The sequence below is a fragment of the Acidipropionibacterium thoenii DSM 20276 genome (assembly GCF_000423445.1).
Classification (GTDB): domain Bacteria; phylum Actinomycetota; class Actinomycetes; order Propionibacteriales; family Propionibacteriaceae; genus Acidipropionibacterium; species Acidipropionibacterium thoenii.
Map to the genome: position 1 here is coordinate 260,303 of NZ_AUHZ01000005.1, position 16,609 is coordinate 276,911.

Consider the following 16,609-nt stretch of genomic DNA (forward strand, 5'->3'; position numbering starts at 1 on the left):
GAGGGTAGCGGTCCGCACCGACGGTCCGGCGCCGGTCCGAGGAGCCCCTCGGGTGGTGGGCCGCGAGGTCTCGTCTGGCACTGAGAGCCGATCGGGCATAGCGTGGGGGTCATGCGTAACCACTCCTGAGCGTCGGCGCCCCGTCCGTGCGCCGCCCGGTCCCCACCCGTAGATCCACCAGGAGTCAGCCATGCCCTCTCGTGCCCCCATCGCCCCGACCGCGCCCCATGACGGCGGTCAGGCCAGCGCGGGTTCCGCGGTTCCGATCAGCACCGAGGTGGCCGTTCTCTACGGTGACGCCCTGACCCGTCAGCCTGCCGTCGCCCCGCGGCCACAGCACTCGCTCGACCATCACATGGACAACCTGCTGAGGTTCCGGCCCTACCTCAAGCCCTACGCCACCCGGTTCGTGCTGATGGTGGTCTTCGCGCTGGCCTCCACCCTGGCCGGAATCGTCACCCCGCTGATCACCCGGCGGATCATCGATGGCCCGATCGCCCACTCCGACCGGCCCGGCCTGTTCACACTCGGTGCCGCGGCGATCGGGATCGGCATCGTCGAGGCGCTGTTCATGTTCTGGCGCCGCTGGGTGGTGGCTCGCGCGACGCTGGGCACCGAGACCGGCATCCGACTGGACCTCTACGCGAAACTTCAGCGCCTGCCGCTGGGGTTCCATGCCCAGTGGGAGTCCGGCCAGCTGCTCAGCCGGATCATGAACGACCTCTCGACAGTGCGCCGATTCCTCGGTTTCGGGATGCTCTTCCTGTTGATGAACTTCCTCCAGATCGTCATCGTCACGACCCTGCTGATGAGGATGTACTGGCCGCTGGGGCTGGTCGTCATCGTCGCGGCGCTGCCGATCTCGGCACTGTGCCTGGTCAACCAGCGTCGCTACACCAGGCTGTCGCGGGCTATCCAGGACCAGAACGGCGACGTCGCCTCGGTGGTCGAGGAATCGGTCCATGGCCTGCGCGTCATCAAGGCCTTCGGTCGTTCCCAGCACGTCTACCGGGGGTTCGACAGAAAATCCACCACCCTCTACCGGACCAGCATGGACCGGGTCCGGCTCACCTCGCAGTTCTGGACATTCCTGGAGGCTATCCCGGGCCTGACCCTCATCGTGGTGCTCGGTCTGGGCGCCCTGGCAGCCTCCCAGCACCGGCTGTCGCTGGGCACCCTGGTGGCCTTCATCACCTTGATGATGAGCCTCATCTGGCCGGTCGCCTCGCTGGGCTTCCTGCTGTCGATGTCCCAGGACGCGATGACCGCCGCCGACCGGATCTGCGAGATCTTCGACTCCCCCGAGACCATCACCGACGGCCCCGAGCACCTCGACCGGGTGGCCGGCGGGCTGACCTTCGACGATGTCAGCTTCCGCTACCCCGATGGGGATGACGACGTGCTGCACCACCTGGATCTGGACATCCCGGCCGGTCAGACGGTCGCCCTGGTGGGGGGCACCGGATCGGGGAAGACGACGTTGACCGCTCTGGTGCCCCGGCTGGCCGATGTCACCGGTGGGGCGATCCGGATCGACGGGGTCGACATCCGCGACCTGGAGGTGGTCAACCTGCGCTCGATCGTGGCCACCGCCTTCGAGGACGCCACGCTGTTCTCGATGAGTGTCCGGGAGAATCTCACCCTCGGCCGCCCCGATGCCACCGACCATGAGATCTGGTCGGCCATCGACACCGCCCAGGCCGGTTTCGTGCGCGACCTGCCGTGGGGTCTGGAGACCCGGATCGGGGAGCAGGGGATGAGCCTGTCCGGCGGCCAGCGGCAGCGGCTGGCGCTGGCCCGGGCGGTGATCGTGCAACCCCGGATCCTGGTGCTCGACGACACCTTGTCGGCACTGGACATGGAGACCGAGGCGCTGGTCGAGGCGGCGCTCAGGCGGGTGCTGGTGGGGGTGACCGCGATCGTGGTGGCCCACCGCGCCTCCACGGTGCTGCTGGCCGATCGGGTGGCGATGCTCCAGCAGGGCACCATCACCCATGTCGGCACGCACTCGGAACTGCTGGCCACCGTTCCCGAGTACCGGGAGCTGCTGAGCGCCGACTACGACGCCGAGGCCGCGATGGCCGATGCCACCCCCGGCCGTTCGAGGACAGCTGGATCGAGTACTGCTGGATGGGAGTCTCAGAGATGAGTGACAACTCCGGTTCGACCGCCCAGAAGGCTCCCGGCGCGGCGTCCACCAGTGCCACCGAGGCCGATCAGGAGATGGCCTGGCGCGGCGTCGCCAATGAGGAGGCCGCCGAGGTCTCCCAGAGGGCCTCCGGCTTCCTCAAGGCGCGCAGCCGCGCCCTGCTGTGGGATCTGCTGCGCCCCTACAAGCCGCTGGTCTGGCTGCTGATCGCGATGGTGCTGGTCGAGAACATGGCTCGACTGGCCTCCCCGTGGCTGGTCCGCCGCGGCATCGACTACGGCATCCCGCCGCTGATGGCAGGCGGTTCGCCGCGCTACCTCATCGAGACCGTGGTGGCGATGGCGACGGCCCTGGTGATCCAGGTGATCACCAGGATCACCTTCCTGAGGATCTCCGGACGCATCGGCCAGGACCTCCTGCTGGAACTGCGACGCCGGGTGTTCCGGCACTTCCAGAGCCTCGACGTCTCCTTCCACGACCGCTACACCTCCGGGCGGGTGGTCTCCCGAATGACCAATGACGTCGACGCCATCGCGGAGTTGATGGAGGAGGGCTTCGACGGGCTCATCTCGGCGGTCCTCACCCTGGTCGGCACCAGCATCATGCTGTTGGTGATGGACTGGCGGCTCGGCCTGATCTGCCTCACCTCGATCATCTTCGTGGCCCTGCTGGGCCGTTGGTTCGCCCGCGAGTCCAGCCGCACCTTCCGCAAGGTGCGCAACGCCTCGGCCCAGGTGATCATGCAATTCGTCGAGACCATGACCGGCATCAAGGCTGTCCAGTCCTACCGGCGCGAACCGCGTAACCAGGAGATCTTCACCGGCCTGTCGGACCGCTACCGGGGGATCAACGTGCGGTCCTTCCGGCTGTTCGCGATCTTCATGCCCGGTATCGCGGTGATCGGCAACATCACCATCGGGATGGTCCTGCTGGTCGGCGGGTTGTTCGTCATCAGGGGCTGGGCGACCGTCGGCGTGCTGGCCGCCTTCCTGCTCTACCTGCGCCAGTTCTTCGAGCCGCTGGGACAGATCGGCGAGTTCTACAACACCTTTCAGTCGGCCTCCTCGGCCCTGGAGAAGCTGTCCGGGGTGCTCGACGAGCAGCCCGGCGTCCCCGAACCCTCCGATCCGGTGGCGGTGGCAGACGATGGCCGCGCCCAGGGTCGCGTCGACCTGGACCATGTGGTCTTCAGCTACGCCGCCGGGCGCCCGGTGCTCCCGGACCTGGACCTGCACATCCCGGCCGGCCAGACGGTGGCCCTGGTGGGCACCACCGGTGCGGGCAAGACCACGATCGCCAAGCTGTTGTCGAGGTTCTACGACCCCACCTCGGGGTCGGTCGAACTGGACGGGACCTCGCTGGAGCGGCTCAGTGACGCCGATCTGCGCCGCAACATCACGATGGTCACCCAGGAGAACTTCATCTTCAACGGCACCGTCGCCGACAACATCGCCTTCGGACGCCCCGATGCCAGCCGCGCCGAGATCCGGGAGGCCGCCCGTACCGTCGGCGCCGAGGAGTTCATCAGGGCGCTGCCCGACGGTTACGACACCGACGTCTCCCAGCGGGGCGGTCGGCTGTCGGCCGGCCAGCGTCAGCTGGTGGCCTTCGCCCGCGCCTTCCTGGCCGACCCGGCGGTGCTCATTCTCGACGAGGCGACATCCTCCCTGGACATCCCCTCGGAACGGCTGGTGCAGCGGGCGCTGCGCACCATCCTGGCCGACCGGACGGCGATCATCATCGCCCACCGGCTGTCGACGGTCGAGATCGCCGACCGGGTGCTGGTGCTGGAGCACGGCCGGATCATCGAGGACGGTGCCCCGGCCGAACTGCAACTGCGCGGGGGCCGGTATGCCGACCTGCACCGGGCATGGGAGGCCTCGCTGGCCTGAGGGGCCCCGGCCTCACTCGCCGGAGGCCCGGGCCTCCTGCTGCTGGCGGGCCAGCAGGGTGGGCACCACGATCTGGCGTGCCGCGTCGCGGGCGGCCGACAGCCCGCCGATCGCCACCACGTCGCCGCCCAGCTGGGAGACCAGGATGGCCGGCGCCGGAACCTGGGCCTCCTGGGCGGCGTACCAGCGGGCGATGCGTAGCACCTCGGTGAGGGCACCGGTCACCGCACCGCACAGCACGATCGCCTCCGGATCATAGAAATGAGCCAGGACGCTGCAGATCCTGCCCAGCGTCAGCCCGAGCTCGGTCAACAGCGGACCGGTCACCGGATCATCCAGTCTGGCGCTGGCGAGCAGGTTCTCAGCGGTGAACTCATCGGCGCCCAGCTCGGCCCACGGATGGTCGGCCGGTATCCGGCCCTCTGCCAGGGCAGTGGCGGCCCACTCCTCGGCCCGGGTGCCCAGTCCGGTGGTGTTGCCGATCCCTGCGACCAGCGAGAGCCCGCCGAGCTCACCGACCGCCCCGTGCGCTCCGCGCACGATCTGGCCCTCCAGGAAGACCGCCGCGCCGAGCCGGCGCCCCACCAGCACGGCGACGAAGTTCTGGTAGCCGCGAGCTGCCCCGGCAGCACCCTCGGCGATGGTCGCCAGGGCGGCATCGTTCTCCACCCGCGCCGCCGGGAAGAGCTCGTCCAGGGTGGCCTGCAGGCCGGGGTTCATGTGCTCCCAGAAATGCAGCGGATGCGGCGGCGAGATGCCCTGCCCGTTGACCGGGGCGGGCACCCCCAGCCCGACCGAGACGACCTCGTCCACCGCTCTGCCGGCGGTCGCCAGCACCCCGTCGATGGCGGTGAGGACGAGATCGCGGCGGCGATCAGGCGACTCCCGGTCGGCCTCGGTGACATCGACCTCCTCGCGGGCCAGCTGGTGGCCGGAGAGGTCGGCGGCGATGGTGGTGAGGTGAGCCCAGCCGGCGTCCACCCCGATGACGACCCCGGCCCCGGCGCGCAGCTGGAAGCGCCGGGCAGGCCTGCCCAACCGCGATCCGCCGCGCGAACCGGTCGACAGAGCCATCTCGACCCTGGCACCGGGGGCCTGCCGGCCATTGGGCAGTTCCTCCACCAGGCCGATGTCGATGAGCGAGTCGAGGGCGGCCAGCACCGTCGAACGGGTCAGGCCGGTGGCGGCTATCGCGTCATCGGCGCGGAACTTCCCGGCATCCCAGGCGAAGTCGAGCACCGCCCGGGTACTGGCGGGCGGCTTGGCCGGCGCCTCGGTGACACTCATCGATCTGCCCCTTGCGCTGTGTGATGACATCAGGCATGCTAATGCACATCAGTTTCTTCGATGACTGAATCTAGTCACTGAATCTACTCATCGCAGAAGTGTCGCCATCGATGTCGGCAGGAGTGGCCTCAACGTGCCTCAACCATCATCTGTTCGAATGCCATCACCCCACGCACCATCAGTTTCGCCAACGGGGCGCCGGGGTCGCGGTGCCCTCGCCTCTCGCATCAGGCGCCTGGTGGCTGTCGTCGCTGCCGCAGCGCTGGCCGGTACAGCCCTGGCGGGCTGCTCCGCCAGCGGTCAGCAGCGCATCGTCTTCGCCTTCAACAAGCGTGAGGGGATCCCCTACATGCAGAAGGTCGTCGACGACTACAACGCCTCCCAGAAGAAGGTCCATGTCGTCATGGACACCTCCGGGATCGGCACCACGGCGGCCGGCTTCGTCCGGGGCAACCCGCCGGACCTGTTGCTGGCCAATTTCAACAACCAGGCGGCCCGCTACGTCACCCACTGCGCCACCATCGACCTGTCCGAGACCGCCGAGGCCAAGCGGGTCCGTCCTGCGGTGAAGACCCTGGTCGACGGCGTCGGCGAGTGCCCTGGCCGCACCAGCGCGGTGCCCTACTCGATCATGGCTGCCGGGGTGATCTACAACAAGCAGATCTTCGCCAGGTACAACCTGGAGGTCCCCCAGACCTATGACGAGCTGATCGAGGTCTGCAAGACCCTCAAGGCCCATGGCATCATCCCCTTCTACGGCACCTTCTTCGACTCCTGGACGGTCTCCCAGGGCTGGTTCGACTACGCGGCGGGCGGCTCGGTGGATCTGAAGTCCTTCTTCAACGGACTCGATGCCCAGGGCACCGATGTCGGCCCCGACTCGGCGGTCTCCTTCCAGAAGAACTTCCTGCCGGGGATGCAGAAGATGATGGTGCTGGCCAGGACCTACAGCAATGCCGATGCCAACTCCCGGATCTACGGCGATGGCAACACCGCGATGGCCCAGGGCAAGGGTGCGATGTACCTGCAGGGCCCGTGGGCCTTCAGCGAGATCGCCAAGACCAATCCGAAGGCGCAGCTGGGTACCTTCCCGCTGCCGATGACCAATGACCCCAAGAACCTCAAGGTCGCGGTCAATGTCGACCTGGCAGCCATGATCCCCGAGCAGTCGAGCCATCAACAGGCGGCCAAGGATTTCATGAGCTACCTCTTCCAGCCCAGGATCATCGACGCCTACAACGCCTCCCAGCTGGGCTACGGGCCGCTGACCGATTCCGCGGCCCAGAACGATCCGCGGGTCTCCGGAGTGCAGTCCTACTACCAGAGCGGCCAGATGTACGCCGGCCCCTCGTATGTCATTCCCCAGGCGATCCCGATCCCGAACCTGGCCCAGAGCATGATCCTGGGCGCCGATCCCAAGGGCGTCCTGGCCGTCATCGACGCGGACTGGGCGCGCTTTGCCCGTCGCCAGTAGCGCGGAAACCAAGGAGTTCTGTCATGGCTACAACCTCACTGCCGGCGGCCCCATCGCCTGAGGCCCCTCGTCGGGCCGGCTCGGCCCCGACCGCGGCCTCCACCTCGAGTCCTCGGGATGCCGGTCAGCTCGCACGCAAGCACCACAAGGTCGAGCCGGTCTTCTGGTGGATGACCATTCCGACCCTCATCGTCTTCACCCTGGCCATCCCGCTGCCTGCGGTGATGGGTATCTTCTACAGCTTCACCAACTTCATCGGCGTCGGCAACTGGCGTTTCCTCGGACTGGCCAATTACGTCGCGATGTTCAGCGATCCCCAGATCCGTGCCAGTTACCTGTTCACCGTCGGCTTCTCGCTGGTGACCGTCGTGGTGGTCAACATCGTGTCCTTCCTGCTGGCGGTCGGGCTGACCGGCAGGATCCGGGCGAAGGTGGCGATGCGGACCATCTTCGTCATCCCGATGGTCATCTCGGGAATCGTCATCGCCTACGTCTTCCAGTTCGTCTTCTCGAATGCCGTCCCGGCCATCGGTCAGGCGCTGGGGATCGGATTGCTCAAGGAGAGCCTCCTCACCAATCCGGACCTGGCCTGGCTCGCGGTGGTCGTCGTCACCGCCTGGCAGGCGATCCCTGGCACCCTGCTGATCTACATCGCCGGGCTGATGTCTGTCGACGAGGTGATCTACGAGGCCGCCGATATCGACGGGGCGAGCAAGTTCAAGCAGTTGATGCAGCTCACCCTGCCGCTGGTGTCCAGCTATGTGGTGATCAACACCATCCTGGGATTCAAGGGCTTCCTCAATGCCTACGACATCATCGTCGGCCTGACGGCCGGCGGCCCGGGCACCTCGACGATGAGCGTCGCGATGAACATCGTCAACGGCCTGACCAACGGCGACTACGCCTACCAGATGGCCAATGCCACGGTGTTCTTCATCTTCACCCTGCTGGTCTCACTGCTCCAGCTGTCTCTGATGCGTGGAAGGAACAAGAAATGACCGCGCTCCCCGTTGTCCCGCCGGTAGCGGTGGGTAAGAAGCCGAGGTCCAGCAGGAGAGCCGACCGGGCGACCCTGCAGCGGCCCAACTGGCCGGTCACCATCATCCTGGCGATCTGCACCCTGACCGTCCTCATCCCGCTCTACGTGACGGTCTCGATGGCCTTCAAGTCCACCAGCCAGGCAGTCGACGGCAAGGCCTTCAGCCTGCCCCACCCCTTCAGCGTGGAGGGCTTCAAGCAGGCCTGGACGATGACCAACACCCCGGTCGGCCTGGGGATCTCGGCCGTCATCACGGCCGGTGTGGTGCTCCTGACGATCTTCCTGGCGGCCTTCGCCTCCTACGCGATCGTCAGCAACTGGGACCGCCGGTTCTTCCGCTACACCTTCTTCTACGTGCTGGCGGCGATGTTCATCCCCTTCCCGGTGGTGGCGCTGCCTCAGGTCCGGCTCACCGGCCTGGTCCACCTGGACAACCCGTTGGGGGTCATCATCCTGGCGACGATGTTCCAGCTGGCCTTCAGCGTGCTGCTGTTCACGACCTTCCTGCGCTCGATTCCCCATGAGCTCGAGGAGAGCGCCCACATCGACGGCGCGACCACCTGGCAGACCTTCTGGCAGCTGATCTTCCCGCTGCTGGCGCCGATGAGCGCCACGGTCGGCATCTTCGCCTTCCTCTACGCCTGGAACGACTTCATGATGCCGTCATTGATCATCTCCAATGCGGACCACCAGTCGCTGCCGGTGCGCCAGAACATCTTCCAGACGCAGTTCGCCAACAACTACAACGTCTCCTTCGCCTCCTACCTGATGGCGATGGCCCCGGCCGTCATCGTCTACATCTTCACCCAGCGCTGGGTGATGTCGGGAGTCACCCAGGGAGCCGTCAAGGGCTGAGGTGCTACGGCGCCCTCACCCCCCCGGGGGCCGGTCAGAGCCCGTCGCGTTCCGGCGGCGGGCGAGGGCCGGACTCTCGCCAGATCCGACCCGAGATAGATTTGATTTGATCCTCGAATGAACCCCAGAAGGAGCACCGTGACCCTCACGCAGGCAGAACAGTCCCCGTTCCGCATTCCCGCCGACTCCCCGGACTGGTGGCGTCAGGCCGTGGTCTACCAGATCTACCCGCGCTCATTCGCAGACGCCAACGGGGACGGGATCGGCGACCTGGCCGGCATCATCTCCCGCATCGACTACCTCAAGGAGCTGGGGGTGGACGCCGTCTGGCTGAGCCCCTTCTACCCCTCCGAACTGGCCGACGGGGGCTACGACGTCGCCGACTACCGCAATGTCGATCCGCGGATCGGCACCCTCGACGAGTTCGACGAGATGAGCACCAAGCTGCATGAGGCCGGTATCCGGCTGATCGTCGACATCGTTCCGAACCACTCCTCGGACCAGCATCCCTGGTTCAAGGAGGCACTGGCCTCCGAGAAGGGATCACCGGCTCGCGACCGCTACATCTTCCGTGACGGACTGGGCGAGCACGGCGAGATCCCGCCGGCCGACTGGAAGGGATCCTTCGGCGGGGCGGCCTGGACCCGGGTGCCCGACGGCCAGTGGTACCTGCACAGCTTCGCCATCGAGCAGCCCGACTGGAACTGGAGCAATCCCGAGATCCACGCCGACTTCCTCAAGACCCTGCGGTTCTGGGCCGACCGGGGGGTCGACGGCTTCCGGATCGACGTCGCCAACTCACTGGCCAAGGATCTGCCCGAGGTGCTCCCCTCGGCCGCCGAGCTGGCAGCGATGCCGATCGACGGGACCCATCCGACCATCGACCGCGACGAGGTCCAGGACATCTACGCCGAGTGGCGCGAGGTGTTCAACGAGTACGACCCCCCGCGCACCGCGGTGGCCGAGGCCTGGCTCGACGATCCGGCCCGCCGGGCCCGCTACGCCCGGCCCGAGTCGCTCGGCCAGGCCTTCAACTTCGACCTGCTGACGGCCGACTTCGACGCCGCCCAGTTCCGCCGGGTGGTGTCGACGAACCTGGAGCAGCAGGAGCTGTCGGGGTCCTCGTCGACCTGGGTGCTGTCCAATCACGACGTCACCCGGCACGCCACCCGCTACGGGCTGGCCCCGCTGAACGGCCGCAAGGTCAAGCAGGGCGCGGAGTGGATGCTGGCCGGGGCTCCCGCCGACCAGCTCGACCGGGATCTGGGGGTGCGTCGGGCCCGCGCGGCGACGCTCTTCGTGCTGGCCCTGCCCGGCAGCGCCTACCTGTATCAGGGCGAGGAGCTCGGTCTTCACGAGGTCACCGAGATCGGCGACGACCAGCGCCAGGACCCGGCCTTCTTCCATGGCGGGCGCCAGGACTACGACGGTCTGGGCCGCGACGGCTGCCGGGTGCCGATCCCCTGGACCAGCGAGGGCCCTTCCTTCGGCTTCGGAGCCGCCGGGGCGCACCTTCCTCAGCCCGCCTGGTTCGCCGCCGACTCGGTGGCGGCCGAGGAGGCCGATCCGGACTCGACTCTGAGCATGTACCGCAAAGCGCTGGCGGTGCGCGCGGACCTGGTGACCGGCGACGGTCAGGCGGCGGAGAGCCTGGAATGGGATGACGCGCTGTCCCAGGGCGATGTGCTGGCCTTCCGGCGTCCCGGCGGATGGCTGTGCCTCACCAACTTCGGCGCCGAGGCCGTCGCTCTTCCGACCGGCGAGCTGCTGGTCGCCAGCGGGCACCTGGCGGCCGACGAGGACGGTCAGCAGCTGCTGCCCGGGGCGACCACCGCCTGGCTTCGCCAGGACTGAGCGCTCAGTTCTGCCGGGGGGCCACCGGACGCCCCTGGAGGCTGTCGATGAAGGCGTCGACGTCGTCTGCGAGATAGGCGCCGTCGAACCTCGTCGACAGCCTGAACCTCGGCCGGTGGACCATCTGATCGATCGGCTCACCGGCCGCCACCGTGGCGACCAGCGCGTCCAGGAAGTCGTCGACCTGCTCTGCCCGGTAGTCCGAACGGCCACCCTTGGCGAAGCGGACCGAGCGGATCTCCTCGACGGTGATCGGTCCGGGGAAAACCTGGCGCGGGGGCCGGTTGGATCGCGAGAATGGGAACATGGTGACCCAGTATCCTCTTGAGATCGCACTGGGGCAGGGCTGGACCCAGCTGGCCGAGCTGCTGCTGGCCTTCGTGCTCACCGCACTGGTCGGCCTGGAGCGCAGCCTGCGCGGTAAGGGTGCCGGGCTCCGCACCCAGGCCATCGTCGGCGTCTCCTCAGCACTGTTCCTGCAGGTCGGCAAGTACGGATTCTTCGACCTGGTGCCGCTGCTGGGCGGCGACATCCGGATCGACCCCTCCCGGGTGGCCGCCCAGGTGGTCTCCGGGGTCGGCTTCCTGGGGGCCGGGCTCATCATGACCCAGCACTCTCGGGTGCGCGGGCTCACCACCGCTGCCTCGGTCTGGGAGTCCTCGGCGATCGGGATGGCGGCCGGTGCCGGGTTGTGGCTGCTGGCGGTCGTCGTCACCGTCCTGCACTTCGTCATCACCCTGGGGCTGGGTCTCGTCGAGGACGGCCTCCTCAACCGGGAGCCGGTGAGGATCCACCTGGACGTCAGATATCTGGATGGCCACGGTCTGTTGAGGGAGCTGCTGTCGCGGATCACCGACGCCGGATGGTCGGTCTCGCGGGCGAGTCCCAGAGCGGTGCCCGGCACCGACAACGCCCGGCTGATACTGGAGCTCAAGGGTCCGCGCGAGACCTCCACGCTGGTCGCCGGGCTCACCGGCACCGAGGGCGTCCTGTCGGTGGACGTGGTGGCGGACCCGGAGACCGAGTGAGCCGCCGAGATGGCACCACGGGCCCCATCGATAGGGTGGTGGGGTCACCTCGTTCCGGTCAGACCGAACTGCTAGGAGAACATCCCATGAGCGTCGAAGATGCCGTCTCACCCGCCGGTCCTGCCGTGACCCCGGACTCGGCAGCCGCGTCCCTGTTGCAGGGCGAGCACTACCGGCTCACCCCGCTGACCCCGCGCGTCATCCGGCTGGAGTGGTCTCCCTCCGGCCACTTCGAGGACCGGCCGACCACCTTCGCCCTGAACCGCGAGCTGTCTGCCTTCGAGTACCAGATCCTGCCGACCGACACCGGCCTGCGGATCATCACCGACTACTACGTGCTCGACTACGACCGGGGCCCCTTCACCACCAACGGGCTGAGCGCGGCGGTCCGCGGCGGGATCTCCAACTACCACTCGGTGTGGCGCTACAAGCAGGACCTGTCGCTGCCCTCCCACCGGCGTCTCGCCAGGACCGGACACCCCTTCCCGGAACTGGACGGCAATATGGGCGGGGCGGCTCGCACCCTCGATGTCGCCGATGGGCCGGTGGACCTGGAGCCCGGAGTGGTCAGCGAACTGGGATACGCCGTCATCGACGACTCGAAGGCGATGGTCTTCGACGCCGAGGGCCGACTGGCCGCCCGCCATGCCGAACCCGGATCCCAGGACCTCTACCTGTTCGCCGGGGGCCACGACCACGTCGAGACCGTCGGCGATCTGTTCGCGATCTCCGGTTCGCAGCCGCTGCTGCCGCGGTTCGCGTTGGGCAACTGGTGGTCGCGCTACCACCGTTACGACGAGGCCGAGTACCTGGAGCTGATGGACCGGTTCGACGCCGAGAAGGTGCCGTTCTCGGTCGCGGTCATCGACATGGACTGGCATCTGACCGATATCGACCCGAAGTTCGGTTCGGGGTGGACCGGATACACCTGGGACCGGGGGCTCTTCCCCGATCCGCAGCAGTTCCAGGCCGAGCTGCACCGCCGCGGCCTCAAGACCACCCTCAACGTCCACCCGGCCGACGGGATCCGGGCCTTCGAGGAGCCCTACCCGGCCATCTGTCAGGCACTGGGGCGCCCTGCCGATGGCCATCCGGTGGACTTCGACGTCACCGATCGGGCCTTCATGGATGCCTACTTCTCCGTGCTGCACCGCGGCCTGGAGAAGATGGGCACCGACTTCTGGTGGATCGACTGGCAGTCGGGGCCCTACTCGAAGATCCCCGGGATGGACCCGCTGTGGGTGCTCAACCACGGCCACTACGTCGACTCGGCGACCCAGATGGACCGCGGCCTGATCTTCTCCCGCTACGCCGGGCCCGGCTCCCACCGCTACCCGGTCGGCTTCTCCGGCGACTCCCTGATCACCTGGAAGTCGCTGGCCTTCCAGCCGCGATTCACCGCCGCCGGGGCCAATATCGGCTACGGCTGGTGGAGCCACGACATCGGTGGGCACATGGAGGGCTACAAGAACGACGAGCTGGCGACCCGCTGGGTGGAGTTCGGCGTCTTCTCCCCGGTCATGAGGCTGCACTCCAGCAGCTCCCGGTTCTCGGGCAAGGAGCCGTGGAAGTACTCCCAGCCCGGACGCCAGGCGATGATCGAGCATCTCCGGCTGCGTCACCGGATGCTGCCCTACCTCAATGCCATGAACCTGCGCGCCCACCGCGACGGACGCTCCATCGTCGAGCCGGTCTACTACGAGGACCACTCGGCGCAGGCCTACAAGATCATCGACGAGTTCCTCTTCGGCTCCCAGCTCCTGGTGGCCCCGATCATCGGCCCCAATGCCCCGGTGCTGCAGAAGGGGCACGCCGATGTCTGGCTGCCCGAGGGTCGCTGGACCGATATCGTCACCGGCCGGTCCTACGACGGTGGGCAGGGCTACCGGATGTGGCGGGGTCTGGAGTCGATACCGGTGCTGCTGCGGGCCGGTGGTTTCCTGCCGTTGGTGGCTCCCGGCGAGTCGTTGGATATTCGCACGCTGTTCCCGCAGCTGGAGGTGCTGGTGGCCGCCGGGGCGTCGGGGCGCTTCGATCTGGAGGAGGAGACCCCGGACGGGGAGTGGCAGCGGACCGTCCTCGAGCTGGACGCCCAGGCCGGGGTCCTGAGGATCACTCCGGCCGAGGACGATCTGGCCGACCGGCGGGACTGGACCCTGACACTTCTGGGGTTCTCGGTGGCCGATGGGGCGACCTTCGAGGTCGAGGGCGGTGAGCTGACCGGCGTCGAGCTGGCAGAGAGCCGGGTGACGGTCCGGGTGCGAGCCGGGGAGGCCGCCGGCCAGCCGGCCGGACCGTTGGTGATCCGCTCGAGGCTGCTGACGACCACCGGTCAGCCGGACTCGCTGGCCGCCGTGGAGGCTCTGCTGGCCGATGCCCAGACGGGCTTCATTCTCAAGGATGAGGTCTACCGGCTGGTCGCCGAGCGCGGCCGGGCGGCGCTCGCGGCGATCACCTCGCTGGGCCGGTCCTCGCTGGGCCATCTCTACGAGGTGCACGACTACGACGCCGCGAGCCCCGAGCTGATCTCGGCCCTCACCGAGATCCTGGCAACCACCGAGTCGTCGGGCCACTGAGCTGCGGCCGGGCGCCGGCCCGGCTGTCCGCCGGGCTGGGGAACAGCGCCCACGCCACGCATCCAGTGCCCTGGTCACAGTTGGCCAGCAATCCAGAGCGGTGCCGCCTCAGTGGGTGCGTAGCTCATCTCCGGCGTGCTCTGGAAGTCGCCTGAGCACCAGCCATCCGAGTGCGGTGGGCAGCGCGGTCACGACGACGGCGACGACGAAGGCGATCTGCGATGTTGCACTGTGGGCGAGGCTGCCACCCAGGGCCAGCCCCATCGTTGCCAGCGCGACTCCCAGTGCGGCACCGACCTGCTGGCTGAGGGAGGCCAGGACATTGGCCGCGCGGCGCTGGTTCGCCGGGATGGTGGCGAAGGTGATCGTCGACAGTGCGGTGAGGCCGTTGGACCGGGCGACTCCGGTCAGCAGTGCCATCGTGCACAGGATCCAGGTGGGGAAGGTGGACGGCAGACAGAAGACTGCGATCCCGGTGACCATGAGACCTGCGGTGGAGGCATGCAGCACCCTCCGGTAGCCGAAGCGGTTGAGGATGGGCGAGGTGAACGGTTTGATCGCGATGTTGCCCACGAAGACGAACATCACGACCACTCCCGCGGTCACCGGGCTCCACCCGAACGAGGTCTGCAGGAGCAGCGGCAGCAGGAAGGGCACCGCGGCGACGAGCATCGCGAAGCCCACCAGCCCGCCCTGGGAGCAGGCGAACACCAGATCCTGGAAGACATCGAGGTCGACCAGCGGGTGGTCGGTGCGCCGGAGGTGGTGGACGGTCATCGCGCACAGCCCGAGCGAGGCCGCCCCCGACAGGGCGGTGAGGAGGGTGAGGGAGCCGCCCGACAGCAGGTGGGCGGTCCAGATGACACCGCCCAGGCCCAGTGCCGACATGACGAATCCCGGCAGGTCGAACCTCGAGTCGGTGGGCTCCTTCTCGGCCGGCACGACCATCAGCGAGACCACGCAGGCGGCCACGCCCAGGGGTACGTTGATGAGGAAGATCCAGGTCCAGGAGAGATGGGTGACGATCAGGCCGCCCGCCAGAGGTGCGATCACCGGGGCGACGAGGCTGGGCCACACGATGTAGGCGATCAGTGCCTGGATCCTGTCCAGCGGGGCGTCGCGAAGCACCAGCTGTCGGCCGACCGGAAGAATCACCGCCCCGCCCATGCCCTGCAGGACCCGGAAACTGGCGAGCCCGGCCAGGCTCGACGCCCCCGCGATGCCAGAGTGAACAGCGCCACCGCGCCGGTGAACAACCACTTCGCCGCGATACGGGACAGCAGCCAGCCGCCGAGCGGGATGAAGGCCGCCAGCGCGACCAGGTACGCGGTGACGACCAAGCCGGACTCGGCGGTGGTGACCCCGAGATCCTGCGACATCACTGGCAGGGCTGTGATGACGATCGTGCCGTCGAGATTCAGCATGAAGAAGCAGCCGGCCACCAGAAAGGCCAGGGTGCGGAGTGAACGCATGACCGCAAGGTATATCTAGACGCGACGTTGCGTCTAGTTTTGGTATCCTCATGCCATGGTCGTGCACACCGGCAATCGCTATGGACGAAGCGAGGAGGCGCGTCGAAACGTCCTCCAGGAGGCGGATGATCTGGTCGTCGCCGTCGGCCTCGAGGCGACCACCATCGAGGAGATCGCCCGACGCGCCGGGGTGGCCAAGCAGACCATTTATCGCTGGTGGCGCGACAAGAACGCTGTTCTGCTGGACGTGGTCATCCGTGACACCGAGCTCACACTCGACCTCCCCGACACCGGCTCCCTCCCCGGTGACGTCACGCAGATGTGTGCCAACCTCACTGACTTCCTGATTCATGACGACGCCGGCGCAGTGCTTCTGTCGCTGAGGGCTCAGGCGATCACGAACCGTGCCTTCGGGGAGGTCTTCCGGACGAGGTTCTGGCAGGGCCAGGTGGCCCGCGAGCAGGAACCGCTGCGTCGCGCCGTGGGCCGGCGTGAGCTGCCCGACGACACCGACATCGACCACCTGCGGCTGAGGATCGTGGGGCCGCTGTACGCAGCTGCCGAGGAGGGTCTTCTGGACCGGGGCTTCGCCCGGGAGCACTCGCGGGCGGTACTGGCGGCGTTGGGCTGACGGCGCCCAGGTGCTCGGTCGTGGCGACGAGGGCGGCGTCCGGCAGCCCGCTAGGTGTACTTCCCCGGGAGGTTGTGAACGGGTGAGGTAGCGAAGACCTCCGGGCAGGATATGGGTTACCACACTCACTCTCCTGACCACGGAGGTCTTCGTGACTCACGCTAACGCACCCTTGACACCGGAAGGGCGTCGTCGTCTTGCTGTTCTCGTCGTGGAACAGGGCTGGTCGTTGCGGCGGGCGGCGGAACGGTTCCAGTGCTCGCCCGCGACGGTGAAGCGGTGGGCCGACAGGTACCGGGCAGGGCTGCCGTTGATCGACCGTAGTTCGAGGCCCACCTCGTCACCGAACCGG

At 67.8% G+C, this 16,609-nt stretch carries 14 protein-coding genes; 10 read left to right on the top strand and 4 right to left on the bottom strand.

Translation table 11 applies throughout. The features are described 5' to 3' along the window. Positions 1-190: 190 nt before the first annotated feature. Positions 191-2,149 (top strand): ABC transporter ATP-binding protein, encoded by a 1,959-nt coding sequence (locus G554_RS13940; RefSeq protein ID WP_211220380.1) that lies wholly within the window; start codon positions 191-193, stop codon positions 2,147-2,149. Next, positions 2,146-4,041 (top strand): ABC transporter ATP-binding protein, encoded by a 1,896-nt coding sequence (locus G554_RS0101150; RefSeq protein WP_027586468.1) that lies wholly within the window; start codon positions 2,146-2,148, stop codon positions 4,039-4,041. The genes G554_RS13940 and G554_RS0101150 overlap by 4 nt, the downstream gene beginning before the upstream one ends. Before the next feature lie 12 nt (positions 4,042-4,053). Here the strand turns inward: G554_RS0101150 and G554_RS0101155 are convergent, their stop codons facing one another. Beyond that, positions 4,054-5,328 (bottom strand): ROK family protein, encoded by a 1,275-nt coding sequence (locus tag G554_RS0101155; RefSeq protein ID WP_027586469.1) that lies wholly within the window; start codon positions 5,326-5,328, stop codon positions 4,054-4,056. 238 nt (positions 5,329-5,566) lie between these two features. On the opposite strand from G554_RS0101155, the gene G554_RS0101160 reads away from it, so the two are divergent. The 4 genes from G554_RS0101160 to G554_RS0101175 all read left to right on the top strand — a co-directional run bounded on the left by G554_RS0101160 (position 5,567) and on the right by G554_RS0101175 (position 10,550). Beyond that, positions 5,567-6,802 (top strand): ABC transporter substrate-binding protein, encoded by a 1,236-nt coding sequence (locus G554_RS0101160; protein WP_245569903.1) that lies wholly within the window; start codon positions 5,567-5,569, stop codon positions 6,800-6,802. Positions 6,803-6,825: 23 nt separating this feature from the next. Next, a complete protein-coding gene (locus tag G554_RS0101165; protein WP_027586471.1) occupies positions 6,826-7,800 on the top strand; it encodes a carbohydrate ABC transporter permease in 975 nt (324 codons plus the stop codon). Next, entirely contained in the window at positions 7,797-8,696 is a 900-nt protein-coding gene (locus tag G554_RS0101170) for a carbohydrate ABC transporter permease (protein WP_027586472.1), read from the top strand. Before G554_RS0101165 ends, G554_RS0101170 begins: the two co-directional genes overlap by 4 nt. Before the next feature lie 138 nt (positions 8,697-8,834). Beyond that, positions 8,835-10,550, top strand: coding sequence for a glycoside hydrolase family 13 protein (locus G554_RS0101175; RefSeq protein ID WP_027586473.1), 1,716 nt, complete (start codon positions 8,835-8,837; stop codon positions 10,548-10,550). Between the two features lie 4 nt (positions 10,551-10,554). On the opposite strand, the gene G554_RS0101180 is transcribed toward G554_RS0101175, so the two are convergent. Further along, a complete protein-coding gene (locus G554_RS0101180) occupies positions 10,555-10,857 on the bottom strand; it encodes a DivIVA domain-containing protein (RefSeq protein WP_027586474.1) in 303 nt (100 codons plus the stop codon). Here G554_RS0101180 and G554_RS0101185 point away from each other — a divergent pair. Together G554_RS0101185 and G554_RS13945 are read left to right on the top strand one after the other, a co-directional pair. Beyond that, on the top strand, positions 10,856-11,578 hold the full coding sequence (locus G554_RS0101185) for an MgtC/SapB family protein (protein ID WP_051232132.1): 723 nt from the start codon (positions 10,856-10,858) through the stop codon (positions 11,576-11,578). The two genes, G554_RS0101180 and G554_RS0101185, sit on opposite strands and share 2 nt — an antisense overlap. Before the next feature lie 86 nt (positions 11,579-11,664). Beyond that, positions 11,665-14,154, top strand: a complete 2,490-nt coding sequence (locus G554_RS13945; protein WP_051232133.1) for a glycoside hydrolase family 31 protein — start codon at positions 11,665-11,667, stop codon at positions 14,152-14,154. A 108-nt stretch (positions 14,155-14,262) separates the two neighbouring features. On the opposite strand, the gene G554_RS18475 is transcribed toward G554_RS13945, so the two are convergent. Next, positions 14,263-15,309, bottom strand: coding sequence for an MFS transporter (locus G554_RS18475; protein ID WP_281167932.1), 1,047 nt, complete (start codon positions 15,307-15,309; stop codon positions 14,263-14,265). Further along, a complete protein-coding gene (locus G554_RS18480) occupies positions 15,306-15,626 on the bottom strand; it encodes an MFS transporter (RefSeq protein ID WP_051232137.1) in 321 nt (106 codons plus the stop codon). Before G554_RS18480 ends, G554_RS18475 begins: the two co-directional genes overlap by 4 nt. Positions 15,627-15,681: 55 nt before the next feature. Here G554_RS18480 and G554_RS13955 point away from each other — a divergent pair, with 55 nt between their 5' ends. After that, the gene (locus tag G554_RS13955) at positions 15,682-16,257 is read left to right on the top strand and encodes a TetR/AcrR family transcriptional regulator (protein ID WP_051232139.1); all 576 of its coding nucleotides are present in this window, start codon (positions 15,682-15,684) and stop codon (positions 16,255-16,257) included. 151 nt (positions 16,258-16,408) lie between these two features. Beyond that, positions 16,409-16,609 (top strand): helix-turn-helix domain-containing protein (locus G554_RS17045; protein ID WP_154654119.1); only part of this gene is annotated, 201 nt, incomplete at its 3' end.